The following is a 25,916-nucleotide window of genomic DNA, read 5'->3' as shown; positions in this document are numbered from 1 at the left end:
CTCCGACTATTGGGTAGTCTTACGATTTTTTCTCATGATATCGATCGACAGCTGCACGAATTGCCTGCAAAACAGCTCCCTGGCCGGGGGCGAGGAAACGCTCCTGAATCGTCTGCGTAATTTCCTGCATCCCTGCTGCCACAGACTTGCCCACGAGCAAACTGACCAAAAACTCACTGGTCTTGTCCATCACAAAAGTAAAGCTGGCATCGCATATCACACCGTCATCCGCGTCGATGATGAGCACACAGCCGACCATCGTCGACACCTCGTACAGTGTCGTCCCTTTGGGAATTTGGGCAAACCCCGCTGTCAGCACCGTATTTCTGTTTTTCCAGTCAGCCATTTGCTTGTCCTCCCCTTCGCCGCTCGCGCCCTGTTAACTGATAATGGGCAAACATACCTCTACCGTCGTACCTCTGCCCTGGGTGCTCATGAGCCGTAATGTCCCGCGATGGTTTTCGATGATTCTGCGGCTGACCATCAATCCCAGTCCGGTTCCTGACTCTTTGGTCGTGAAAAACGCCTCGCCCAGACGAGCAAGCTGCTCCTCGGGTATCCCTACTCCATTGTCCTCAAAACGGATGACGACCTTGTCCCTCTCGCACCACAGCCGGATGACGATTTCTCCGCTGCCGGATGTGGCTTCGATCCCGTTTTTCAAAAAGTTGATGAATGCCTGCTTCAACTGGTTCTCATCGCAATGCACCATCGGCAGCGGCGACTCCATGACCATGCGAATCGTCACTTTTTGCAGGATCGCTTCCGTTTCCAAAAGCGTCACGACGTGGTTCATCAAGTTGGTCAAGTCCCGTACCTCGAAGGCGGAAGCGTGCGGTTTGGCCAGCACCAGCAGTTCGCTGACGATCAACTCAATCCGGGCCAGCTCCGAGCTCATGATGGAAAAATACTCCTGCTTTCTCATGCCATCTTCTTGCATCAGCTGCACAAAGCCTTTCAAGGAAGTCAGCGGATTGCGAATCTCATGAGCGATCCCGGCAGCCAATTGCCCAACCAATGCCAGTTTTTCCGAGTTTTGCAAAAATTCATGCGCTCTTTTCCGCTCGGTCATATCGCGAATGAGTATGTATTTGCACAGCTTGTCCTGAATCATGACAGATGTTCCGCAGACCTCGACTTCAATGCGCGCCCCGTCCAGCCGGATCAGCTCCGCCTCGATCGGAGCCGCTGTCTCTCCCCACTCCAGCCGCTTTTGCAACTCGCGAATCAACGGCATGTCTCGCGGATGAAAAAAGGATGTGAAAGGATACGGCAACAGTTCCTCGAAACGCTGTGCCCCGATGAGCCTGATGCCAGACTGGTTGACATAGCGCAGCACGCCCTTTTCATAGACAAAAGCCGCTTCCAGAGACAGGTCCAGTATTTTGCACTGTTTGACCTCGCTGGCCTCTGTCATGGCTTGCGACATCTTTTGCACCATCGCGTAGTATCCGATCGTTGTCCCTTCGGAAAAAAACTCGCCATATGTAATATGTACGTGAACAGGCGGGCCATTCTTGCGGGAAAAATAGGTGCAAAACGGCTTCGGCTCCCCTTTTACCGCGCACTGCGTTTGCAGACGCACTCTTTCCTGTTCTTCTGCAACTGCCAGCTTCCAGAACGGGTCGCCTTCCCACTCGTCTGCTGAAAAGCCTGTCAGTGCTTCGCAAGCCGGATTTCCCTTGCAAACGCTTCCTGATTGATCTAGCAAAAAAGCGGCTTGCACCATTTGATCAAAGAAGGAGCGATAGAGAAGACTGCTCCTGCATTCATTATCTACCAAGTCTTTCATTGTGCCCCTCCCCTCCTGGGACGAGAAAACGGCTACTCCACTCCGGAAATAGCCTAACCGTTCTCAAATGCTATTCATACCCAATTTTACCCTATTCCCTGGGTCGTTTCCAACCCTTGGGTTTGCGAAATGCACATAAATCTTCTTTTATATAAGTTCGATTGCTTCTCTGACCTTGTGGCCGACACGCGCCAGACGCTCTTGTGCTGCCTTGGCTGCCAGTCCTGTTTTCTGCATCACAATCGCCACTTTCACATCGCCCGCCGCTTCCGCAAGCAGTCGGTCGGCAACCGCGTACGAGACACCCGTCGCCTGCATCACAATATGTTTGGCCCGCTCGCGCAGCTTCTGGTTGGTCGCCTGGACGTTGACCATCAAATTTTGGTAGACCTTGCCCAGCTTCACCATGCTGGCTGTCGTCAGCATGTTCAGCACCATCTTCGTCGCGCTGCCCGCCTTGAGCCTTGTCGAGCCTGTCACCACTTCCGGGCCGACTGCGAGATTGATCGCAATATCCGCGCTTTTGCCAATATCCGGGTCAGAGTTGCAGGAGAGCGAAATCGTTCCCGCCTGCCGCGTCTTTGCTTCCTGAAGCGCGCCCCATACGTACGGTGTCCGCCCGCTGGCGGCTATTCCGACCACGACATCTTTTTGGCTCACTCCTGCCTCCTGCACATCTTGACAGCCCAGCTCGCGGGAATCCTCGGCTCCTTCGATCGCCTCTGTCATCGCTTTGACTCCGCCCGCGATGATTCCTTGCACGACAGAAGGCTCCGTGCCAAAAGTCGGAGGGCATTCTGCCGCATCCAGAATCCCCAGCCTGCCACTCGTACCCGCCCCGAAGTAAAGCAGCCGCCCTCCGCCGGACAAGGAGCGCACGATCATGTCGACGGACTGAGCTATTTGTGGCAGCACACGCTTCACGGCCAAGGCGACCTTTTGATCTTCTTCGTTCATCAAAGTGACGATTTCCAGCGCACTCATCTGATCCAGCCGCTCGCTTGCCGCATTGCGCTTTTCGGTCTGAAGCTGATACAAGTTCTCATCCATGGTGAGGCTCACCTCTTCTCCAAGGCTGTACCGCTTTCTCGCAACTGCTCTGCCACGCTTTCGTCCACCCGGTGGCCTGCGCGGGTCATGGCTGCAACCAACGCCCCGATCACAGGCGAAACCTCAGGGATCACAACCGGAAATGAAGCTTCTGCGAGCACGCGCTGTCTGACCAGCGTGTCTTGTGCAAGCACCCCGCCAGCGAGGACAACCGGGAGCGCTTCCTGCGTCTTTTTCAAGCAAGTATGCGCCAGTTCGCACAGCGCAGCCGCCGCTTCCCGGATCAGTCCGTTCGCGAGACGGTCCTTCTGCCTTGCCGCCTGCTCCACCAGCTCACTGGCCCTGGCAAGCTGCATGCGCGGGTTGTCGTCACCGTAAATGAATGCGATCAACTCTTCCGGACTGGACACATGGTAATGGGCAAGAAACAGCTCGGTTAAAACCGTCGGCTCCCCGCGCCCGTCATGTGCGCGCAAAACGGCCGCGGCCGCTTTTTTTCCCAGATCAAAGCCGCTGCCTTCATCTCCGAGCAAATAGCCCCAGCCACCTACGCGATGCCGCACTCCTTCGCTCGTCAACGCACACGCGATCGAGCCTGTGCCTGAGATAAGAACGATCCCCGGCTGCCCCCACGTCCCGGAGTAAAGCGCCGGGATCACATCGTTGTCAAAGAACAACCGCTCCTGCCACGCCTCAGCAAACGCAGCATCGATTTTTTCCCGAACAAACGGGCGATCTGCACCGCCCAGGCCGATGAACAGGCCCGAAACCTCTTCATCCCTGATCCGGGCCTCTTGGCATACGGTTGTGACGAGCTGTTTGAGCGTCGCTTCCACCTCAGCCCAAGGACGCGACAACGGATTGGAAGAATCGCCTGTCGCGATCGTCTGCACCTGACCTCGCTCATCGCAAATCGCCGCTTTTGTCTTTGTTCCCCCTCCATCTATCCCGATAAACCATTTTTTTTCGTCATTTGACAGCACCTGCGGTCAACCCCTCCATGAACTGCTTCGACGCCAGCAAAAATACGACGATCATCGGCAAAGCAGACAATGTCAATCCGGCAAAAAGCAGACTCCAATCTGTTTCGTATTCTCCGAACAAAACCATCATGCCCACCGGAATCGTCTTCAGCGCTTCTTCCTGAATGAAAATCAGCGGGAAAAAGAAGTCGTTCCAGGCGTGGATGAAATTAATGATCACAACGGTCGCAAGCGCTGGCCGGATCAACGGCAAAAGCACCCGCCAAAACACTTGAAGATGATTGCAGCCATCGATTCGCGCCGCTTCCTCCAGTTCCACAGGCAAGGTCCGGAAAAACCCTGTCAAAATAAACACGGAAATGGGAATCCCGCTTGCTGTGTAGATGAGAATCAGCGACCAGAGCGAATTTAATAGCCCGATATTTTTCATCAGCAAAAACAACGGCACAATCCCCAGTTTAATCGGAATCATCAGCCCGATAATGAAAAAGAAGTAGAGCGCCCCCGTCCATTTGTAGGAAAAGCGAGACAAGTAAAAGGCCGCCATCGCGGAAAAAACGGTGATGAGCAGGACCGACATGCCACTGACGAAAACACTGTTCAGCAAAAAGTCGGCAAAGGGCACGGCTTCCCACAGCTTTTTATACGTATCCAGACTGAAAGAGTTGGGAAGAGACAGAGGACTTGAAAATATTTCCAAGTTCGTTTTCAAGGAAGAAAGAATCATCAGGACGATCGGATACAGCGACAGTAATGCAAACACATACGCGGCGACATACGAGATCGCCTTGCTGCCCACGTTCGTTTTCACCCGCATCCCTCCCTTCACGTTCCATTTGCCACACGCCTGATCGCTCAATGCTGGACTTCACGCTTGCGCATCAAGTAGAGCGAGACGGCCGATACGGATGCGACGATGAAAAACAGCACGACAGCCAGGGCAGAACCGAGTCCGACTGCCACGTCTCCCGCCCCGCCCGCGCTGGAAAACGCCAATCGGTAAAAATAGACGGCAAGCGTATCCGTCGACCGAAACGGCTCGCCCATCGAGCCTTGCATCGCATACACCAGCTCAAAAGCTTCAAACGCCTGGATAAAGGTGAAAATGGTCATAATCGTAATCGCAGGCATGCACAACGGCAGGATGATTTTCCACAACAGCCGGAAGCCCGTAGCGCCATCCAGCCTGGCTGCCTCAATCAGCTCCTCCGGGATCGCCTGAAGCCCCGCCAAAAATATGAGCATGGCAAAGCCGATGCCGAACCAGCAGTTGATCAAAATGATCGCGAGCAGCGCCGTATCCGGGTCGCCCAACCACGGTTTGGCCCATTGTTGCAGCCCGATTTCTGTCAGCAGCGTATTCAACGCGCCATAATTCGGATTCAAAATCAATTTCCACAAAAACCCAATCACAATAACCGACAGAAGTCTCGGCATGAAGTACGCCATCTTGAGAAAAGCCGCGCCGCGAATTTTGCGGTAGATGAGAAAAGCCAGGCCAAAGGCGATGCCGTTTTGCACGATCATCTCGATGACAAAATAGTAGACGTTGTGCCCGAAAGCATTCCAGAACATTTCATGAAACGGCTCCACCGTAAACAGCGTGACGAAATTTTTCAGCCCGACAAATACTCCGCGCTTGATCCCATCCCAATCGTACAAGCTGTACAAAAAGGCGCTCACAATCGGGTACAGGACAAACAGCGTGTAAATGATCAGCGCGGGCAAAGGAAACAGGTGGATCAACCAGCGAGCCCGCCCCTTCGGTTGAATCGTGTGCCTGTTCATCGTACCGATGTTCTCCACCCCCTTAACAAATCAACAGGCGGGAGTTTTGCCCTGCCTTTGCCTCCCGCCTGTTGTCATCACGGCCTACTTTTTAAATGGAGGGAACCAGGTGGCAGCTGACTTTTGAATTTCCTCTGCAACCTGTTCCGGTGTGAGCTTGCCCAAATACATGCCTTGCAGTGCATTTTCCAGCGCTTGCTTCGTCGTCGGTTTGCCCTCGGCAAAATGAACGACCATCAAATACGGTGTCGAGCTGGATTGGGACAGCTCCGCCATTTTGTTCACCAACGGATCATCAGTCGACACGCCCGGCACTGCACTGATCCGCTTGAATTGGTTGGCAAACAGCTCCCCGAATTTTTTCGTCGCCATAAACTCCATGAACTTCAACGCTTCCGGCTTATGCTTCGACTTGGCGTTCACCGCATAAGAGCCGTCTACCCAAGTCGTAATGACTGCTTTTTGATCGTTGGTCGGCATCGGGAAGAAATCGAGCTGCAAGTCAGGGTTGAGCTTTTTCAGTCCTTCCAGCTCAAAGCTGCCATTGATGAACATCGCCGCTTTTTCTGTCGCAAACAGCGTGCGCATATCATTCAACTCAAGCCCAACATAATTTTCCGGGAAATAAGGGATGAGTTCCTGCATTCGTGAAATGGATTGGAGAAACTCGGGACTTTGCAAATTGCTCTCGCCTTTTAGCAGCTTGTCGATGTAACCGCTGCCGCTGTAGCTCGCTGGCGCAATGACGCCGTGACTCAAGGAGAGCAGCCAGCCTTCTTTTGCTCCAAACGAAATCGGAACGATTCCTTTTTCCTTCAACGTTTTGGCCGTTGCAATCAGTTCATCCCAGCTTTTCGGTTCCTTCAGGCCGTTTTGCTCGAAAATTTTCTTGTTGTAGAAAAATTGCGTGGAGTTCAGGGAGAGTGGGACGCCGTAGACTTTGCCGTCTTTGCCTGTCGCTGCTGCGAGGACGTCTTTGGGGAAAGCCGAGATGCCTGCTATGTTGTCCAGCGGTTCCAAATACCCTGCTTCCGCAAGCGAAATGCCCGGGGCGTATGGCCGCAACTGGAGAATGTCCGGCCCGCTGTCGCTTTGCAGCGCCGTGTTGAGAATCGTGTTGTACTCCGTCGCTTTGAACGGCTTGAAGTCGATCTTGATATTCGGATTTTCGGCCTCGAATGCTTGGATAATCGCCTTGTAGCCTTCCGTGTCCTCGACGCGCCAGCTATGCATGGACAGCGTCACTTGCTGTCCGCTCCCTTCACTTGCGCCTGGCTGAGTGCCTGGCGCGGCTTTCTCCCCTCCTTGCGAGCTGCAACCAATAAGCGCCATGGCTGCAATCAAACAGACAGATGCCACCTTGTGAAGACGGAACTGCTTCATCCGCAAACCCTCCCCCTTTTTCTTCGAACCGATCCTTCCTGCTGCTCTCGCTTTATCCAGTCAGACCGTTTGCAAAGCGGTCGTGACAGCGTCATGCAGAATAGGCCGCAGTTGCCTAAGCTGATGATTGCGCCCGAGGTGAACGGCATTGGTGAGGAAAATGACAGCAAGCTCGCGTACCGGATCGAGCCAGATGCTTGTTCCGGTAAAGCCTGTATGTCCGTAGCTGGTAGAGTGAAAATTTTGGCCGCAACTGAGCAACGTTCCCGACTGATTCAGCTCCCAGCCGTAACCGCGACTGCCATTGGCGTGCGCCGTATGGTTGCGGACAGCCTGATCGCGCCACTGCTTTGCCAGCAAGGGAGGGTCGGCGTACAGCCAGCTTTTGGCGTACAGGCACAAGTCGTCAGCCGTCGAAAACAATCCGGCATGACCTGCGACGCCTCCCATGGCGAATGCTTTTTCATCGTGCACTTCCCCGCAAATGTACGCGTCTGTGAGCGAACAATACTCTGTTTGCGCAATATTCGGAAAACAACTGGCACTTGGACGGAAACAGGTGCGTTCCATTTTCAAAGGAGCAAATACGCGCTGCGTGACAAACTCATCCAGCGGCTTCTCTGCCAGTTTTTCAATGAGCAAACCGAGCCAGATCATGCCGAGATCGCTGTAAACGACCTGCTCGCCTGGCTTGTAAAGCAACGGCTGGCGATACAAAAGCCCCGGCAGGTCAATGTCGCTGTTCCTTGTGCGCACCTCCAGATCAGCGGGCAAACCGGATGTGTGCGTGAGCAATTGCCCAATCGTAATCTCAGCCTTATCTGCTGGACAATCCGCAAAAAAGGCGCCAATCCGCTCATCGGCCGCAAGCTTTCCGTCCTGCATCAAGAGCAGCACGGCGGGCAATGTCGCCGTCACCTTCGTCAGGGACGCCAAATCGAATAACGTGTCTTTTGTAATCGGTTGGCCGCAAGCTACACTCGTGGCGCCAACATCGAGAGAAAAGCAGGTCCGCCCTTCCCGTACGATGCGCAGGGCGGCTCCTGGCAACAATTTCTCGTCGATCCAGCTTTGCAACAATGTTTCGATCGCCTTCATGCTTTCCCCTCCTTCCGCTGTCAATTGGATGAACGCTTCGTACGGCTGACAGCCAGCCTGGTTTTTTCCAGCAATGGTATGACCTCTTCCTGCTTTCTGCTGACCATGGTCATGAACAAAATATCGATGACATTCAGCTGTGCGATGCGTGATGCCATCGCTCCGCTGCGAATGCTTTTTTCGACCGAACTGGTAAAGAGCCGAATGTGGGCCAGCTCCGCTACGGGAGAAGGGCCGAACTTGGTCAGCGTAATGACGGTAGCCCCTTGCTGTCTCGCTTCCGTCAGCGACTGAATGATGTCTTCTGTCTGCCCGGAATAGGAGATGCCGATCACTACATCGTTTGGCGTCAAATTGACTGCCGATGTCAATTGGGCGTGAAAATCGGAGTACGCCTCGCACCACAGATTGATCCGGCAAAATTTTTGCTTGATGTCATCGGCAATGACGGCGGAAGCTCCCACGCCGTATACATCTATTTTTCTCGCTGTAGACAGCGCTTCGACCGCTCGCTTCACTTCCTCGCTTGATAAAACCGAGAGAGTGTCCTGGATCGACTGGATGTTGTTCCAGCTGACCGCCTGCATGATCGATTCTACCGAGCCTTCCATCATGATTTCCTGATAGCTCGTGGGAGTCGTCTGCTTGTTCAGATCGCCCGCGATTCGCAGCTTCAGCTCCTGATAGCCTTTCATATTGAGCGAGCGAGCCAGACGAATGATCGTCGCCTCGGACACTCCGCTCAGCTCCGCCAGCTTTTGCACCGACAGCTTCACCACGTCTTCCGGGTGAGCTACTATATACTCTGCCACCTTGCGTTCGGATGGTTTCAACTCATCCAAAATCGCCTGCAAGCTGACAAGTCCTCCGTTTAACATATGCGCCACCGCTTTCTTCCTCCGAATCTTACTTCCATTTTATGTAGCATTATTTCCTGCGTCAATTGTTATCTAATAAACAATATTACAGAAGCCTGCAAATCAGCACTGCTTTTCCGCCCGATGCTGTTTTTTTCACGGCAAAACGTCCTTGACTCTGCCGTGGCGTGAAGCTTTACGCTAACAACCGAACAAGATACCAAGGAGGAAGCGGAAATGAAAACATTGCTGATTAAAGGCTGCCACATCATGACGATGGTGGAAAAGGAAAAGCCGTGGATCGGAGACATTTTGATCGAGAATGGCCGGATCGTCCGAATGGCGGAAGCGATTGAGGCGAGTGCAAGCACCGTCACCGTGATCGAGGCGAAAAATAGGATAGCCATGCCAGGGCTGATCAACGCGCACAACCATGCCAGCATGTCGCTGTTGCGCGCTTTTTCCGACGACCTGAAGCTGATGGATTGGCTGGACAAAAAAATGCTGCCTGCCGAGGCGCGCATGACGCGAGAAGACGTCTACTGGGGAACGTTGCTTGGCATTGCCGAGATGATCGCATCCGGCACGACTGCTTTTGCCGACATGTACGTGCACATGGATGCTGTCGCCGAAGCGGTGCAGGACAGCGGAATCAGAGCTTCCCTGACTCGCGGGCTCGTCTTTTTGCAAGATGACGGCGGCCGCCGCATGACAGAAGCCCTCGATTTGATTGATAAATGGTCGGGTGCAGCAGACGGCCGAATCACGACCATGCTCGGGCCGCACGCGCCTTACACGTGCCCTCCGCAACCGCTGCAAGAAGTATCCGCCCTGGCCAGAAGCCGGCAAATCCCGTTGCATATTCACCTCGCGGAAACGCGCGAAGAAGTGGCCAAAGTCCGCGAAAAATACAACCAGACTCCTACCGAGTATTTGCACGAGCTTGGGATGTTCCACGACAATCACGTCCTGCTCGCCCACGCTGTCCATCTCGATCTGGAAGACATCGGACGGCTTCGCGGCATGCGCGGCGGTGTCGCGCACAATCCCGTCAGCAACCTAAAGCTCGGCTGCGGCATCGCGCCTGTGACGGAACTGCTCTCGCAAGGTGTCACAGTCGGAATGGGTACGGACGGAGCAGGAAGCGCCACAACGCTCGACATGTTTGCCGAAATCAAGGCGGCATCATGGATGCAAAAGCTGCACTACGGCGATCCGACTGTCCTGCCTGCCGAGCAAGTTTTGCGCATGGCGACGATTGAAAGCGCCAAGCTGCTGCACATCGATCACGAAGTGGGCACACTTGAGGTCGGCAAGCGGGCTGATCTCATCCTGATCGATACGAACAAGCCGCATCTCTCTCCCCTCCACGACTTGCATTCGCTCATCGCTTACAGCGCTACCGGAGCAGATGTCGATACGACCATCGTCAACGGGGAAATACTGATGCGCAACCGCGAACTGACGCTCATTTCCTGGGAAGAAATCCAGCGGGAAGCCGCTGTGCGGGCCAAGCGACTCGTCGAAGGACTGTAAGCCAAGCAGCGCTCAGCGCTCACAAATTCAGCACACAGAACGAAACAGCCAAGTAGATGGCAAATACGCTCCATTGCAAATACGGAATCAAGAGCGAGGAAGCGATTTTGTCCAGAGGACGGATCGCTCTGATCAGGACCCATGTCGAGTACAAAATCAGGAGCGTGTCGACAGCGGCAAGAAACGGGAGCTGCAAGCCATAGAACAGAAGCGGGAACAACTGATGAAAAAACCAGTTGATTCCATATAATAGAAGCAGCTCCCGGTTCATTTGCCTGCGGCGAACCGAAAGAACGACAGAAGCGGCGATGAGCGCATGCAAAAGAAACCAAACCGTTCCCAGCACATAGTCGGGTGGCGTTCCGTCAGGCTTGGCTAATGAAGCATACCAAGCCCCACCTACTGGAAAGGCGAAGCTCGCCAGCGAATAAAGGACAATGACAGTGAAAAATAGCAAAACATGATGCAGCGTACTCATTCAGACAACCCTCTCCTTTTTGCCAAGCTGCCTTTCCTATGTTTCTATGTCTATGAGAGTCGCTACCATTTTCATGCCGTATTTTCAAAGATAGTCCCTTGCTCTTTTTTCAGCGTCAAGTTTAGAATGCGTATTGCCTGATAAAAGGAGGCAAGCAAATGAACAGACCTCTCGGAGTAACCTTAATCGGCTATTTTTACATATTTGGTGCAGTCGTGCTGCTCGTCACAGCCGTAATGTGGCAAGCAGATGCCAGTGAAATCGGGCTTGCAGACAGATTTGGCGTCTCGCCCTTCCCGGAACAACTTTTTCGAGTGATCGTGGCTATTGCTGCTCTGATCGGCGTCTATGGCTACATGCGGCTACAAAAATGGGGTTTCTGATAACTCCTGGCAAAACAAGAAAAACCGCTTGTCCCTTTTTCGAGACGAGCGGTTTTTTGCAATCGCAAAACAAGTGCTCAAGCTACGGCAGACGCAAAATCTCTCCCGGCTTGAGCGCTTTGCCTCTGATATCCTTTTCGGCCAATGTCGCAACAAAGGCGTCTCCATCCTGCTTGATCGGCGGGAAGGTGTCATAATGAATCGGCACAACGTAGTCGGCTTCGATCCACTCAGCAGCCTTCACGGCATCCTCCGGCCCCATCGTGAACACGTCTCCGATCGGCAAAAACGCCAGATCGATGTCGTGGGAATCGCCGATCAGCTTCATATCCCCGAACAAGCCTGTATCTCCCGCGTGATAGATCGTTTTGCCGCCCAGCTCGAATACGAATCCGCCCGGCATGCCCATGTAGACGATTTGCTGTTGGTCATCGAGCACCACGCCCGAGCTGTGGAACGCCTGTGTCATTTTGACTTTGCCAAAAGGCAGCGTCACCGATCCGCCCAAATTCATGGAAATCGTTTTTACTCCTTGCCAGCCAAGGTATGTAGCAAGCTCATGCGTCGCAACGATCGTGGCATCGTTCGCTTTTGCCAGTTCCACTGCATCGAGAATGTGGTCCTGATGTCCGTGCGTCAGCAGGATGTACTGGACGTGGATGTCTTCAAGCTTTGTTTTTGCCAGCGGATTTCCCGAAATAAACGGGTCAATCATGATCGAATGACCTTCACTGGTCAACTGCACGGAAGAGTGTCCGTGAAACCGGATTTCCAACATGGTATCCCCTGCCCTCTTTCATTATCGTTTTGTACTCTATCATGTTACCACGTCCAGGGGTGGGAATAAAATCCACCTGAACAGTTGCTGCCCAAAAAGAGAAGAGGCCGCCGATTGCTCGACAGCCTGAGGAACAACTTTTTTCTTGCCAAGACTTCCTTGGAAGCTTAGCAATCGTGGTCGTGTTCTGTAACGGCAATGATTTTCGAATCACGGATGATAGTGCGGCGATTATTATCGTGTTCACGCAGGATGATCGTGCTGGATTTCACTTCAACCAGCTTGCCGAAAAAGTTGCCATTCACAGTCTCAACCTTTACATTTTTCCCTTCGAATCGTTTCACCTGGTCTCTGAATGCCATGGTCAATCCCTCCTTCTGTAAGCATCCTATGTACGTTTGGCATAGCCCTACTGAGCAGATGCACAGACAAACAGAAAATGTACTTGTACCCGTCCGTCATTTGTCCCGATTGCCGCTTTTCCCGTCAGATAGACAAGTTTTTCCGCCAGTTGGCAGAGCCGGACAAACAGTCGTGCACGAGTTTCGAACGCTGCTGGAATTTGTCGCACGATTCCAAAAGGATTTCTCTTTTGGCGCACAGAAAAGGGTTAGAAAACGTACGAACGCACTCTGCGTCAGGAGGGGTAAACATGGGAGACGTCATTGAGCTTGTTGCCAGAGAACGGACTTACAGCGGCAGGGAAGTCGCCGAGATGCTGGGAATTGGCGCGAGCACCTTGCGCAAATGGAGCATGCTCTTAGAACAGCACGGCTACTGGTTCCTGCGGGACAGCCAAAACCGCCGCGAGTATCGCCAGCTGGATGTATCCTGCATGAAACGCTTTTATCGGCTGACCAAAGATCAGCTCATCCCCCAGGAAGAAGCGGCGCAAATGATCGTCAGCCAAACCCAGGTGGAAACGACCCGAAACGAAACGGCTGTCGCGGTTGCCCTCGCTCCTGTCACTCACCCTGCCGCAAATGAAGACGCCCTGGAAGCACTGGAAGCCATCGATGAAAAGCTGCACGCACTGGCGCTCCACGTGAAGCAACAGGACGAGAACCAGCAGGCATTGCTCGCCCGTCTGGAAAAGCAGGAAGCGTACATTCGCACCAGCTTGAAGGAGCGCGACCGCCACCTGACCAAAGCAATGAGCGACATCATGGCCGCCAAGGTACAGTTGGCAAAAATGCAGGACGCCGAGCGGAAAACTTCTATTTGGCATAAGCTGTTTCGGCTGAACTAAATGTAATGGTAGATAGCTGCTGCTTGGCAAGCTGGCGGGGGAAGGTTCTGCGGTTTCGTTCATTTGTTCGTGAGGCAAATGCAAAAACACTCTGACTCGCCTCGGTGCGTAAGGGGCGGTAGAGTGTTTTTTGTTTTGGACGTTAACTGTTACGTTGTGGGGCTGGTCATGATAGGTGATTGCGCATGCGCTTCAGGCGCGTTGCTGATCATTGGGTGTATTTTTCATCTCTTCCGCCAGTTCGATTCTGGCAGACAGCTTGCCGCTCCATCGTCCATTCAGGTAGCCTTCCCTTTGCCCTCGCTGTCTCTCCGGTGAAATTTCTTGATGCGAGTCGTTTACGATTTCAATGAACCACTGTTTATCTGTCTCCTGCGAAGAGTCAAACCTGACGATCCCTTGTCATTTATTTGGCACTCTTGTGCAGACATTTGATAATGTTCTAAAGCCAGTTTGGCACCACTCAGGAGGGACTCAGAAGCTGACGCCAGTTGAGTACCGACATCAGCTTGCTGCCCAGGACTTTTTTCAATGTCCACTAAACAGGGCTTGACCACAACTCGACCTATTCAGATACCAAAAGACAGGTGGAGAAAAGAAATGAAAAAGCTTTCCATAACGGTACTTTCAAGTATGTTAGCTGTATTACTGGGAGTGGGTTCTGTTGTCGCTCTGAACGAATACAAAAAAAGCGATCGTCAGGAAACCACTGCTTTAAGCCCAGCCTACAAAGAAAAAGACAAGCTTATGAAGAAATCGGATCTGATTGTGACAGGCTTTGTTCCCGAACAATATACGGAAGTAGAAGTAGAGCTGCCTGACGAAAAAGGGCTTTATGAAATTTCACGCGTGTACGAAGTCAAAGTGGCAGAGTCCGCCAAAAACAACAGCAGTCACGCTCTCAAAAAAGACGAAATGATTGAGCTTTACGTTCCAGTTGGATTGAAACAAAAGAAAAGCGGTAAATTTCTTCCTCTTGTCGAAGAAGAAAAAATAAAATTGGAGGCAGGGGAATATTTACTCTTTCTTAAAAGCACCCACTCAGATTTATACGGGAAAGAAATTTATCAGCTGACAACTCCCAACCATATATACAAAAAGAACGGCGAAAAATACGAAAACATCGGCTCTTCCCTTGTTCCAGTAATAGAAGCAAGAGAGCTTTCCATTGAATAGTTTTGCCACAGCAAAAACAGACACGTCACATGCACGTGTCTGTTTTTCTTGCAACAACTCCCCGCACCCGAACCGGAACTTGCACGCTTATAGTAACTTGGATCTGTACTTCCTTCCATCATCTTCCCAAAAGCATAAAAATTCAAGCGTTTAAGTACGTACAAGCATATTAGAGGAATATCATGCGGAGGTGATGAGGGTTAAGTTCTTTCGGAGTGTGCCGCCCGATTCATTTGGCACTGGGTGTGAAGGAGAGATAGAGAAGGTGGCAACTATTCAGCTACCACCCTCTTGTAATTATTTGTTCATTGCTTATTCTTTAACATCTATTTATGTCTACATCCAACACTTCAATTTCGTCATGATTTTTAAGTACACTTTTAAGCAGCATGGTTAAATAATAATCAAGTTTAAACTCCTCTCGTTCAACATCACATATATTGTCATTTGGCAAAATTGATAATACATAACCTTCTGTTTCACCAAATCCTTTATACCCTTGTAATACCACGCTCAGACCTAATAATGGAGATGAGATGAATAATGCTGGTACCTCATCATAAATTCTCTTCTCCTTCCCTCCAAATTTTAATCCCCCTAATATTTCCTTAGAAATAACGTTTCCTACTTCCTCTATTTCCAAGTTCGATTTTATTGTAACATCGCCCACGAGATAAGGTAATTTATCCATTCATGTCCTCCCTATTTAAATAAATTGTATCCATACGGTTTAACCTTTTGTTCGAACTCTGCCTCTGTCCAAACCCTAAATGTAAATGGTTTTCCAGGTTCCGTGCGATATCCATCAAAGGATTTTTTAAATACCTTCTCCAAGTCATCACATATAGCACCTAATTCCTTAAACCTTCTCGCATCCCTGAAAACAACGTTAGGGCCAAACTGAGAAGCCAATTTATCACTTACGATGAAAGCATCTACGTCAAAATCATTCGGGTCAAAAGGGCCCCCAGTGGAATATTTGGTGCCAGTTGCAAGAGACCCTCGATAACCAACTTTTGCATCGGGATATAGCTTTTTAATTTTTGTTACATAGGTAGTCATAATGTTGTAAACACTTTTAGCTATATCACACCATCCAATATTATGAACCCAAATGCCCAAGTCACTTACAAAGTAGGTATGGAAGTCAGCAACAGTAAAATTATATACCTCAACTGGCTCATCATGCTTAACAATCTTGATGTTGTCAATCGTCAAGGTATTCCCGTTACTCTGCTGTAACTTATCCCCCACCTTCAAGTCTGCCGCCAGTACCCAGCCTTTGCCTATTGCCCAAAACGGATGGTTATCGGTTGTCTCAATGACTTGGTCGCCTACAGTGAGTTCATAGATGATCTCCTTATCATTTCGATACAGATGCGTAACTACCTTGTAAGCCTGCTCACCAGTTTCTTCATTCTTGGAAAGAACCTTATCTCCGACTTCAATGTCTTCGATATTTTTCTCCCCTGCGTCTGTTAAAATCTTTGTGCCTGCTGTAAAGCAGTTGCATTCAAATAGATCATCAATGGTCTTACCCGCTTTCTTGACTAGCTTTCCACCACTCTTGGTCAAGCGAAGCACAGGAACCGCGGCTGCACCAGTCTCATATATAACAATATCTCCATTAAAGAGAAACTGAGCAAACTTTCCATATTTATCCCGCCCAGTCGCTCTTCCTGAATGGATGTAATAAACTAACTGATTCGTTAACTCCCCTTTCTCTTCTAGCACTTCTCCACCGCCAACGTTTACGTTGAGAGAAACATGCACGCTTCTGTTCAGAATCACTTCAAAAGCAATGGCAGACATCAAGAAGTCTTCATTGTACGCACCCGTGATCGGGCCATCGTAGAACAGCATCGCCTGTAGGTTCTCTTGTGCTTGACGGATCGTTGCGCTTGGAATGGTGCTATTGTAGCGAGAGATTAAATATTGGATATCAAGCTCTTCATTCGGGTTCGTATTCACAACGCTTATTGGCACAAGAATTTGATATTGTTGTGCATCGGAAGCTACGACTTTAACAAAGTAGACGCCACTTTCAGCCCGTTGTCCGGGATTCCCTTTTGTGTAGATGCCATTCCAACTAAACGTATGGTATCCTGCTGGTTGGTTTGTTCTGGTTTCTTCATAGACAGGTCTTCCCTGCTTGATTACCTGAATCGTTACGCTTGGATGCGGATTTGAAAATCTCCATTGTACAGTTACTGATTTTTCAAAACCTGGTGTTGTATCCACTGCGAAATTACTGGAAATTCGTTTTGGACCATGAAAGCCTGCCTGATAGTTTCCACCGATTTCGGTGGACAATAGCGAAATGCCAGACTTTAATTGGGCTTGCGTCTGGCTTTTATTCCAAACTACTTTTGCATAATAGGTCCCAGCCACTTCCGTAACAAACAACGTGTCTTCCTCATTCGCGTGGAAGGTTTTAAGCTCTGTTCCTTGTGAGTCCTCCAAGATGAGCATGTTATTTGTCACATAAAGGTTCATGTAAGCCATTTCTTCAGCCGTGAGCACAAAGTAGTCAACGTCATAGGGAGAAGACAATTTGTCCGTATAAATTTCATCCCATTCAGCCGGAATGGCTGTTTCTCTCGTGCTGTCCAAGTCTTCTTCAAATGTAAGTCGAGACTGCAAGGCAGATGCTGTTGTTTCAAGTTTAACGTAGTATGTTGTATTCGCTGTTGCGTCCCATTCGACTTTTGAAAATTTGGTGCCAAAAGGACCACCGTGATCGTCGTTGCTTGTCACTTCATTCTGCAAATTTACATCCGAATAAATATACAGTCTTGTATCTTGTTCAAGTCCATTATTTAAATACGGAGACGAAAAGATCCGGTGCTTACCAGAATGGTCCGGCGTCACTTTAAAGAAAGCTGCTGTGCGATTATTTTTATTTACATCCGTAAATGCATCGACACTCAAGTTCTCAAACTGCGGTTCATTGCCGCTGTCATTTGCGATTTGAATATGATCGTAGGAACCAAAAAAAGTGATCGGAGCTGCTGATGTTACGGTTACTTTAATCGCTCCACCTGCCGGAACTTGAAGCGAAGTAAGCGCTGAGTTTAACTCGCTGGAAACCAGGGAACCCGCGCTATCGTAGATTTCGTAGTCGTATCTCTCCACCACATTGATCGCATCGTATCTCAGTAGTTGGCTCTCCAGCAAAGATTTGTTTTTAAATGCAAGGTTCTGGCCTTGAACAACGGTTTCTCTAATAATTGCAGGCTGTGTTCTTTCCAAGCCAACAAAATCCGAGGTGAAGGCTTCTAGCATGAGCGGATCATTGGAATGATTCGTAATGATCAATTTGCCACGCGGCGGAACTTGCATGGTAGAAATGGTCGCATCCATATCTTGTGAACGGATAGACCCATCCTGATTCAAGATCACAAAATCAAACGACTTTGCTCCATTGGTACGGATATCTACACTTTGTTGCTGATCGGTTTGATTCACAAACTCATACGATTGAGTGTTCTCCAAAGTCTTTTGAATGATAGAGGAGGCACTCTGCAATTCCGGCCGAAATATTTGTTCGTATCCGCTAAAAGTAACGGGCTCCTCTGATGTGACTGTAGCAAGAATAGTTGCATTCGCAGGGATGTTTCGATAGGAAACAGTGGCATTATGATGAGCAGAGGTAACCGTTCCGTTTTCCATCAACTGGTAACTAAACTTGCCTCCACTGCTCATGGTGAGCAAGTCTGCATTCGCCTTGCCGATGTTCGTTACCGAGATACTGCTTCCTTTGCTGAGCTTCTGTGTAAATAGAGCAGGTCTCGATGTATCTTGCCCGATAAAATAAGATCTGAATGCCCGGAAGGTTACAGGCAACTCTGATGTTGCGGTAACGACAATCGTTCCACCTGCAGGGACAACTTTGGAAGATACGCCTGAATCAATATCCTGGTATAACGGGTCCCCGCTGCCGCTATAGATGGCATAGTTAAAAGTTCTTTTACCGGACGAATTTAAAGTCCCATCTGTATCTATGCTTTGGTTAGAACCTGACGTATTTACGAAAATATAAGATTGACCATTGTCCAACGTTTTCGTAATGATCGAATCCGCCGAAGTAAGGTCTTGCAAAATATCATAATAGCCGGTAAAGGTAACAGGCGTATCACTGATTGTAGTTGCGATCAGCTTGCCACCAGCAGGGATGGAGAGAGAGGTATTTCCAGAGTCATAGGACTGTTGATAAGTAGATCCATCACTTTTTAACAACTGGTAACTGTAGCGTCTGCTGCTGGAGCCGTTTACCAAAACGGTCGTGCTTTCCGTTGCCGTATTGAATAGTTGAATGGTTTCCTCTTTTTTGAGTGTTTTTTTGATTAATGCCGGATGATCGTTTCTTTTCCCACTAAAGTAGCTTGTGAAAGCCTTAAAGGTAACGGGAATAGCTGACGTGGCAGTAACGACCATTTTCCCGCCAGCAGGGATCGTTTTGGAAGTAACCGTTGCATCGGCATCCTGGGCATGAGCGCTACCATCTGCTTTATATATGGCTGAATCGTATGTCTTCTTGGCACTGGACGAGTTTGAAGCGTTTGTTTTAATGACGTGGGTAGCCGTATCATCAAGATTTTCAAAAAGATAGGATTCCCCTGCTTCCAAAGTTACGAAAAGTAATGCATCGCTTACAGGTTCTTCGTCGTTAAAGTCATAATATCCAGCAAACGTAACGGGATCGTCGGCTGTCACTGTAGCGATGATTTTCCCGCCTGCGGGTATCGTTACGGTACTGGAAGCATAATCATAGGCTTCGGTTGATAAAGTACCATCTTCTTTATACGTTTGATAACTAAACTCTTTTGTTACACCTTCCACCTTGATGGAATTGTTAACCTCCCCGGTATTTACAAACGAGAAACTCTCTCCTGACGACACTTCTTTTTTTACTAATGCCGGAGTAGTGCTCGCTTCAGAGATGACTTGACTGGTAGTAAAAGTGAAAGTAACGGGGTTTGACGAGGTAACTGTAACGACCATGTGCCCACCGGCACGAACGGACCTGGAAGTAGACTTTGAATCCGTATCATAATCGTAACCGGATCCGTCTGGCAGGTAGATGGCGTAATCGTACGTATTTGTACTCGTTGCGTTAGATTTTATGTACGTGGCATTCGTATGGATGTTCGTGAATTTATAAGACTCACCCTTTGATAAGGTGATGGATCCATCGTAAGCTGCTGCTAGTGCAAACTCCCCTTTTACCGGGGCTTCTTCTTCAAGATTAGCAGGCTCTGCTTCGGGTGTTTTTTCTGATGACGTGCCATCAGCAATCTCTTCTTCTGTATCAGTCTGGACAGGTTCTTCCGGAGGGGCAGTGCCCGGATTCGTCTTGCTTTCATCGACGGATGAAACAACTTCCTGGGCCAAGGCCGTATTGTTAAAAATGAGTGGCTGGCTAAAAATACCGATTGGTTCTAGCAATAGGCAAAACATAACAAAGCAGCATAAAAGTCGCTTTAAGTGAACCAAACCTTACACATCCCTTCCTCTTTTTCCAATTAATTGATATGCAAACTTGATTATACGCTTAATGAATCTGAGTGCAAGATGATTAGCTTTTCACATCAAAAACAGACACGTCACATGTACGTGTCTGTTTTCTAACAAATCCCTGCCCCCAAACCATAATTTACCGCCGCGGCGGGAAGAGAACGATTCGATCATCCTGCAACTCGATCCGCAGCTTGCCGTCTGCCTGGATCGCCTGGAGGTACTCCATCGGGATTTGCAACCGTCCAGCCTGGTCAAGCACTGCCCATTCTTCATGGGAATCCGCCTCTTCTCCCGCTGAATCGCCGCTGTCCTCTTCTGTTCCTTTTCGCCGCAACAGCTCGCTGGACGTCTTTCCGTCCCGGATCGCTACGACGCGATCCACCTTGCGCGCAAGCTCCAGGTCATGCGTCACGATCACGACGGTAAGACCGAACGAACGGTTCAGCTCCTGAAACAAGTCGAGAATGATCGCCGCTGTGCGGGTGTCTACGCTTCCCGTCGGCTCGTCAGCCAACAGCAGCTTTGGGTTGTTTGCCAAAGCAATGGCGATCGCCACTCGCTGCTGCTCGCCACCGGACAGCTCGCTCAGCTTGTTCTTTTTGCGATGGCCCAGCCCGACCAGTTCCAGCAGTTCGTGCGCCCGCTCGCGTTTTCGCATGCCGCGAAGCAGCATCGGCATCTCTACATTTTGCAAAGCCGAGAGATACGGGATCAGGTTGCGCGCGTTGTTTTGCCAGACAAAGCCGACCGTCTGCAAACGATATTGCACCAATTCCCTCGGCGTCAACCGAAACAAATCCGCTCCCGCGACCGACAGCTTTCCGGCCGAGGGACGATCCAGTCCCCCCAGCATGTTCAGAAGCGTTGACTTTCCGCTCCCGCTATTTCCGATGATTCCCATCAATTCTCCGTTCTCCACACGCAGATCCAATCCTTGCAGCGCCACTACTTCCAGATCGTTAGCCTTGTAGATTTTAACCAAGTTTTCGCACACAATCATCTGCTTAGTCCTCCCCCAGCTTGACGGCCTGGTGAATCTGCATGCGCGACAGCAAAAACCCTACAATGCCGATTCCGATCGCAAGCGTCACCGCAATAAACGTATAGATCACTTGCTCATCTTGCGGCATCGAGACGACGGTAAAGGGCGGCACTTGCTTGTCTGCATGCAAGTAGAGACGCAGTGCCGGCAAAAACAGGATGTTGGACAGCTTGCCTGCCGCCATTCCGATCGCAAAAGCAAAGCCGAACGTCAACAGCTGCTCCCAGGCCAGGATGGACAAAAGCTGCCTGAACGGCATGCCCATCGCGCGGAACACGCCGTATTGCAATTTCCTTGCTCCCAGTGTCAGTACCCAATACATCACGTACCCGATAAAAGTAACGAGCATCGACAGCAAAAATCCGAGCGTCAGCGAGCCGTTCAGTCCGAGGTAAAAGGCGTTGTTTTTCACCGTGATCAGCTGCTGCCTGGCATTGTCCAGCATGGCGAGCTTGACCCCGCCTTGGGCCAAACTTTTGTAGAGCGACTCGGAGGATGCCCCAGCCTTCATTTTGATCCAGACCTCATAAGGCTCCAGCCGAATCTTGTCCTGGACAAAAGGCAAGTTGGCCACAGCCAGGTACTGTTCCTGCATTTTGCTTGTATACGTGCTTTTGACTGGCGCCGGACTCCATCCCGGCCAGTAGTCGACGATCGCATATACAACCATCTCAACCCGGCGCGAATTGCCCCATCCCATCAGGATCGTTTGCCCCTCCACAACGTGCAGCTTGTCGGCGAGCGAACGGGACAACAAAAGCGCCCGCGGTTCTTTTGCCAGCAAGTTCAAATATTCATGAAAATGATGCGGCAGCAAACCAGGCTTGATCCAGGCCGTCTGTCCGAACTCTTTTGGATCGATCCCCATCAAGGTAACATCGGACACCGGATCTCCCTGAAAAGCGGCCTCGGCCAGTCCATTTACGTATACCTTCGCGGCATGCTCCACTTCCGGCAAGCTGGTGAACACTTGAAAATCCGGCTCGATATACTGAACAGGAGGCGCTACAGGCTCTTTTTCCGCGCTCTCGCCTTCCTCTGCGTTGTTGCCCCGCCTAAAGACCATGACAGGTGGCTTGTCGCTCTCCCACTCGGTTTTCAGCCGGATGTCGGCACCTGTTCCGTAGCGGATTCGCTCTTCCGCATTTTGATTAATGGTCCGCGCCGTGCTTGCGCTGTACATCCCCACTGCAACGGTAATCGTCACAAAGAGCATGAGAAAATGATACTGGCGCGGCGACCTGCCTACCTGGACCAGCGTAGTATGCAGCGAGAGCGGAAAGACCGAGCGCCCCGCCCACGACAGCAACCGCAGCAACCACGGGTACAGCCGGAGGCAGAGCAAGCCAAAGCCTAGCGAAAACAGAACAGGCACAAAAAAGAGCAGGAAGTCTACGGAGATGTCCGAAGCCCCTTCCGTCACTTTGGCGGCGTTTTCCACGGCGAGTCGGTGCGAATACCAGCCATACCACGATATCGCAAGCAGCAGTACATCGAGGAAAAGCCGATGCCAGACCGCCGAGCCACTCATTCGCGCGAGACTTTGCTTATGCGTCACTATATTTTGTCTCGTAGCGAAAAACACCGACAACAGCAAAAGCCCGATACATGCAAGCACCGTCCACGCCGCGTAAGCAAAAACCTCGCTGTTTACGGCGATCTCCAGTCCTTTGCGATCGACAAATTCGAGAAACCCGTTGGAAATGCCCAATATTTTGCTGAGCTGAACCCCGACAAAAGGCCCGAGCAGAAAAGCGCACAATCCGAGAATGCCTATCTCCATTAAATAGATAAAAAAGATTTGCAGCCGACTCGCTCCACGGCTCCCGAGCACTGCAATCTCTGTGCGCTGCCTCTCCACAATCAAGCCGGAAACCATGACCAGATACAGGCCGAGCATCAGAAAAATCGGGATGTAGAGCGACCAAAGAATCAGATTGAACTGCTTCGCCTGCTCCTCGTATTTTTTCGCGATACTGCCTGCTGGAAACTGGATGCCGTACTCCGCCCCCTTCAAACCTTGCTGCTTCAAATACGCTTCCATCCCCGCTACGACAGAAAGCAACTGTTCCGTATCGGGAATGCGAAACGACTGATACTGCATGGCCACGTACATCTGGGCAGATATAACGAGATTCTTTTCCTGCAAAAAAGCGCTGCGCAACAGTTGCTCGTCCAAAATAAAGCCTTTTTCGTATTCGGACGCGGTGACAAACCAATACGGATCGTTTCCCTCTTTTTCCTTGAATACGCCAACTGGCTTGACTCGTACCGTAAGCCCTTTTGCCTTATCTGTCGTCAGCTCATACAAACTTCCCAGGACCATTTTTCTATCCCGCAAAGCTTTTTCCGTCACAAGCGCTTCCAGCACGCCATCTACTTGCGTTGCAGCCGGCATTCGCCCATCGACCAGAGTCATATGCTTTTCCAGCTCACTCAAGGAATAGAGCGGCGTACTATCGGAGCTGGCAGCCTTTGTTCCTTGCAGCCGGGATGGCACAGCGTCAAAAGGGACTGTCCGCAAAACGGTGACATGTTCGAGTACAGGCACACCCAGCGGAGCAATCACCTCGTTTTGCAAATGGACGGCCATATTGTCGAAAAGGGCTGCGCTATTCTCCACTGGTTTGTTCAAATTGACGGAGACGAGCAGGCCGCCAGGGAAGTGCTTCACCTTGTTTTGGTATTCCTCCAGCTCCTTTGTGAGCAAACGCTGGAGAACCCCTGACGTGAAGGCAGGAATGCTGGAAACCAATCCTACAGCGACGATCAGCCCGATCAGCAAACTGCCGACAAGCCAGCGGTTATTTATCATTTTTCGCAGGATCATCTGCACCATCGCCACGACATTGTCCCCCTATTCCAAAATAATCAGTTGGCCTGCCACAAGACCTTTGCGAATTTCGACCTCCGTCTGGTTCATGATCCCGATCTCCACGTCCACTTCCTTCTTGCTCTTGCCGTCCAAGACGCGCACGTAATTTCTGCCCGCTATTTCATGCAGCGCTTTTCGCGGGATAATCAGTGTCTGCTCCGCTTTGTCCACGATAACCTCAATGCTGACTCCCGTTCCGATTTCCAGTCCCTGCGCAAACGTTTTCGGGGAGATGAGCAAGCTTCGCTGATACAAATTGCTCAAATCTTCCGGCAAATTTCCCGGGACGTGAAGCGGTGTCTGTACGACTGTTCCCTCTATTTTATCTCCGCCGTTAACAGAGATAATGACGTTCATGCCTTCCTTGACATCTTTCAGAGCCTCTCGCTCCGGAGCAGTGTAAATGACGTACAGCTTGCTCGGATCGCCTACAGTGACGAGCGTTTGGTGCGCGTCCACCTCATCGCCTACTTGCTCGTTGCTGACAAAGATGACGATTCCGTCAAAAGGCGCCACCAGCTTGGTCTGCGTCCAGCGTTTTTGCAGATTGTCCAGCTCCATTTGCTTTTGCTTCACATTCAGCTTCGCCCGCTCCACGGCGTACTTGCGTTCTTGCGGGTCCTGCAATTTTGCCAGCTCCAAAAGAGCCTTGTCCCATTCGATCTTGGCCAGCTTCGTCTCACTCGCCTTGGCGTTCATCTCCGCCTTCAGAGCATCCAGCTTGGCCGATTCCACTTCGTAATGATTGTCGCGCTGGGCATCCAGCAGCTCCAGCTTGGCTTTTTCCACCTCGTAGCGGGCGGATTCGATCTCCCGCTCCAGATCGGCGGCATCCAGCTCAGCCAGCACTTGCCCTTTTTTCACCCGCTCCCCGCTTTGGGCAGCAAACGACTTCAGGCGCAGTCCTTTTGTCTCGGGAAAAGATAGCTCCACCGTATTCGCGGTCGTAAACGTACTGTTGCCTTTGACGCTTTTCACGATTGATCCTTGCGTCACTTCGGCAACCTCGTACGTAATCGGAGATGGCTCCACCAGCGGCGGCGCCAAAGCTTCCTCTTCCTTTGGCAACAGGGAACAGCCTGTCAACATCACGGCCAACGATACATACAGCCACTTCATCTGCTTACCTCGAACCGCGTACCGTCTTGATGCGACCGTCCTCCAATTCATAGACATCATCCGCCACCTCCATTACCCCAGGATCGTGTGTGGTCATGACGATGCTCATTTCGCCTTCATCCACCAAGCGGCGAAACAAACGGCTGATCTGCAGCCCTGTTTTGCTGTCTAGCTCGGCTGTCGGCTCATCTGCCAAAAGCAGTGTCGGCCTGCTCGCAATCGCTCTGGCAATCGCACATCGCTGCTGTTCTCCTCCGGACATCTCGAACGGCCGATGCTGTGCCCGTTTGGACAATCCCACGAAGTCAAGAGATTCACCAACACGCTCCTTCCATGTCGCAGCAGACGCTCCGGACAGGCGCAGCCCAAACTCGACGTTTTCCGCCGCTGACATGAGTGGAAGCAAGCCAAACGATTGAAAAATAAAGCCCATGTGCTTTTTCCTGATTTTGGTGCGCGCATGATCAGGAAGCTTGCCGATTTCACGGCCCTCGAAATAAACGCTGCCTGACGTCGGGCGATCAAGGCCGCCCAGCAGATTTAAAAGAGTCGTCTTGCCTGACCCTGATCTTCCTTTTAAAACTAGCAATCTTCCTTTTTCCACGTGCATTTCTACACCTTGCAGCGCTCGAACGGCAGCGGCCCCTCGGCCAAATATGCGCTCTACGCTTTTTGTCTCTGCAATCAAAGTCACGATGACACCCCCGAAAATAAATTTTTAAATAGATAGAATATTATAGTAACGAAAATAATGACTTCTTTTCCATGAAAATGCAATAAAGCAATATAAAATAAAATAAACCGTTACT

22 protein-coding genes are annotated in these 25,916 nt (G+C 50.7%); 4 read left to right on the top strand and 18 right to left on the bottom strand.

All coding sequences use genetic code 11. From position 1 onward, the window contains the following. Nucleotides 1–19 precede the first annotated feature (19 nt). The 9 genes from EDM60_RS04495 to EDM60_RS04455 form a co-directional block, all read right to left on the bottom strand. Complete coding sequence (locus EDM60_RS04495) at nucleotides 20–346, bottom strand: DUF3870 domain-containing protein (protein WP_063229137.1); 327 nt, start codon at nucleotides 344–346, stop codon at nucleotides 20–22. A 33-nt stretch (nucleotides 347–379) separates the two neighbouring features. Further along, nucleotides 380–1,792, bottom strand: coding sequence for a PAS domain-containing sensor histidine kinase (locus EDM60_RS04490; protein ID WP_122962875.1), 1,413 nt, complete (start codon nucleotides 1,790–1,792; stop codon nucleotides 380–382). Nucleotides 1,793–1,939: 147 nt separating this feature from the next. Further along, nucleotides 1,940–2,842 carry an N-acetylmuramic acid 6-phosphate etherase gene (gene murQ / locus EDM60_RS04485; RefSeq protein WP_122962874.1) on the bottom strand — a complete coding sequence of 301 codons (903 nt, stop codon included), beginning with the start codon at nucleotides 2,840–2,842 and terminating at the stop codon, nucleotides 1,940–1,942. 8 nt (nucleotides 2,843–2,850) lie between these two features. Continuing rightward, entirely contained in the window at nucleotides 2,851–3,825 is a 975-nt protein-coding gene (locus tag EDM60_RS04480; RefSeq protein WP_122962873.1) for an N-acetylglucosamine kinase, read from the bottom strand. Continuing rightward, nucleotides 3,812–4,636, bottom strand: a complete 825-nt coding sequence (locus EDM60_RS04475; RefSeq protein ID WP_122962872.1) for a carbohydrate ABC transporter permease — start codon at nucleotides 4,634–4,636, stop codon at nucleotides 3,812–3,814. The genes EDM60_RS04480 and EDM60_RS04475 overlap by 14 nt, the downstream gene beginning before the upstream one ends. Nucleotides 4,637–4,680: 44 nt before the next feature. Further along, entirely contained in the window at nucleotides 4,681–5,613 is a 933-nt protein-coding gene (locus tag EDM60_RS04470) for a carbohydrate ABC transporter permease (protein WP_122962871.1), read from the bottom strand. 84 nt (nucleotides 5,614–5,697) lie between these two features. After that, complete coding sequence (locus EDM60_RS04465) at nucleotides 5,698–6,996, bottom strand: ABC transporter substrate-binding protein (RefSeq protein ID WP_122962870.1); 1,299 nt, start codon at nucleotides 6,994–6,996, stop codon at nucleotides 5,698–5,700. A 60-nt stretch (nucleotides 6,997–7,056) separates the two neighbouring features. Next, entirely contained in the window at nucleotides 7,057–8,094 is a 1,038-nt protein-coding gene (locus EDM60_RS04460; RefSeq protein WP_122962869.1) for a serine hydrolase domain-containing protein, read from the bottom strand. Between the two features lie 20 nt (nucleotides 8,095–8,114). Continuing rightward, on the bottom strand, nucleotides 8,115–8,972 hold the full coding sequence (locus tag EDM60_RS04455; protein WP_122963250.1) for a MurR/RpiR family transcriptional regulator: 858 nt from the start codon (nucleotides 8,970–8,972) through the stop codon (nucleotides 8,115–8,117). A gap of 216 nt (nucleotides 8,973–9,188) precedes the next feature. On the opposite strand from EDM60_RS04455, the gene EDM60_RS04450 reads away from it, so the two are divergent. Continuing rightward, nucleotides 9,189–10,487, top strand: a complete 1,299-nt coding sequence (locus tag EDM60_RS04450) for an amidohydrolase (RefSeq protein ID WP_122962868.1) — start codon at nucleotides 9,189–9,191, stop codon at nucleotides 10,485–10,487. 19 nt (nucleotides 10,488–10,506) lie between these two features. On the opposite strand, the gene EDM60_RS04445 is transcribed toward EDM60_RS04450, so the two are convergent. After that, a complete protein-coding gene (locus tag EDM60_RS04445; RefSeq protein WP_122962867.1) occupies nucleotides 10,507–10,965 on the bottom strand; it encodes a TspO/MBR family protein in 459 nt (152 codons plus the stop codon). A gap of 158 nt (nucleotides 10,966–11,123) precedes the next feature. Here EDM60_RS04445 and EDM60_RS04440 point away from each other — a divergent pair, with 158 nt between their 5' ends. After that, nucleotides 11,124–11,348 carry a hypothetical protein gene (locus EDM60_RS04440; protein WP_122962866.1) on the top strand — a complete coding sequence of 75 codons (225 nt, stop codon included), beginning with the start codon at nucleotides 11,124–11,126 and terminating at the stop codon, nucleotides 11,346–11,348. An 82-nt stretch (nucleotides 11,349–11,430) separates the two neighbouring features. Here EDM60_RS04440 and EDM60_RS04435 read toward each other — a convergent pair whose 3' ends face one another. Both EDM60_RS04435 and EDM60_RS04430 read right to left on the bottom strand, forming a co-directional pair. Continuing rightward, the gene (locus EDM60_RS04435) at nucleotides 11,431–12,126 is read right to left on the bottom strand and encodes a metal-dependent hydrolase (RefSeq protein WP_122962865.1); all 696 of its coding nucleotides are present in this window, start codon (nucleotides 12,124–12,126) and stop codon (nucleotides 11,431–11,433) included. Nucleotides 12,127–12,293: 167 nt separating this feature from the next. Then, entirely contained in the window at nucleotides 12,294–12,488 is a 195-nt protein-coding gene (locus EDM60_RS04430) for a hypothetical protein (protein ID WP_122962864.1), read from the bottom strand. Nucleotides 12,489–12,778: 290 nt separating this feature from the next. On the opposite strand from EDM60_RS04430, the gene EDM60_RS04425 reads away from it, so the two are divergent. Together EDM60_RS04425 and EDM60_RS04420 are read left to right on the top strand one after the other, a co-directional pair. After that, nucleotides 12,779–13,375, top strand: coding sequence for a MerR family transcriptional regulator (locus EDM60_RS04425; RefSeq protein ID WP_122962863.1), 597 nt, complete (start codon nucleotides 12,779–12,781; stop codon nucleotides 13,373–13,375). Between the two features lie 600 nt (nucleotides 13,376–13,975). Further along, on the top strand, nucleotides 13,976–14,551 hold the full coding sequence (locus EDM60_RS04420) for a hypothetical protein (protein WP_122962862.1): 576 nt from the start codon (nucleotides 13,976–13,978) through the stop codon (nucleotides 14,549–14,551). A gap of 319 nt (nucleotides 14,552–14,870) precedes the next feature. Here the strand turns inward: EDM60_RS04420 and EDM60_RS04415 are convergent, their stop codons facing one another. From EDM60_RS04415 to EDM60_RS04390, 6 genes are all read right to left on the bottom strand, one after another. After that, the gene (locus EDM60_RS04415; protein WP_122962861.1) at nucleotides 14,871–15,242 is read right to left on the bottom strand and encodes a hypothetical protein; all 372 of its coding nucleotides are present in this window, start codon (nucleotides 15,240–15,242) and stop codon (nucleotides 14,871–14,873) included. Nucleotides 15,243–15,253: 11 nt separating this feature from the next. Further along, nucleotides 15,254–20,047 carry a polymorphic toxin-type HINT domain-containing protein gene (locus EDM60_RS04410; protein WP_122962860.1) on the bottom strand — a complete coding sequence of 1,598 codons (4,794 nt, stop codon included), beginning with the start codon at nucleotides 20,045–20,047 and terminating at the stop codon, nucleotides 15,254–15,256. 160 nt (nucleotides 20,048–20,207) lie between these two features. After that, nucleotides 20,208–21,071: an ABC transporter ATP-binding protein gene (locus tag EDM60_RS04405; protein ID WP_122962859.1), complete on the bottom strand. Its 864-nt coding sequence runs from the start codon at nucleotides 21,069–21,071 to the stop codon at nucleotides 20,208–20,210. 4 nt (nucleotides 21,072–21,075) lie between these two features. Then, a complete protein-coding gene (locus EDM60_RS04400; RefSeq protein WP_233454052.1) occupies nucleotides 21,076–23,952 on the bottom strand; it encodes an ABC transporter permease in 2,877 nt (958 codons plus the stop codon). A gap of 18 nt (nucleotides 23,953–23,970) precedes the next feature. Further along, nucleotides 23,971–25,107 (bottom strand): efflux RND transporter periplasmic adaptor subunit, encoded by a 1,137-nt coding sequence (locus EDM60_RS04395; RefSeq protein WP_233454048.1) that lies wholly within the window; start codon nucleotides 25,105–25,107, stop codon nucleotides 23,971–23,973. 4 nt (nucleotides 25,108–25,111) lie between these two features. Next, nucleotides 25,112–25,801 (bottom strand): ABC transporter ATP-binding protein, encoded by a 690-nt coding sequence (locus EDM60_RS04390; RefSeq protein WP_122962856.1) that lies wholly within the window; start codon nucleotides 25,799–25,801, stop codon nucleotides 25,112–25,114. Nucleotides 25,802–25,916: the final 115 nt, after the last annotated feature.

This window comes from Brevibacillus parabrevis, from assembly GCF_003710905.1.
Taxonomy (GTDB): domain Bacteria; phylum Bacillota; class Bacilli; order Brevibacillales; family Brevibacillaceae; genus Brevibacillus; species Brevibacillus parabrevis.
Note: the sequence above shows the minus strand (reverse complement) of the source record. Positions and strands in the feature narration are given on the sequence as shown.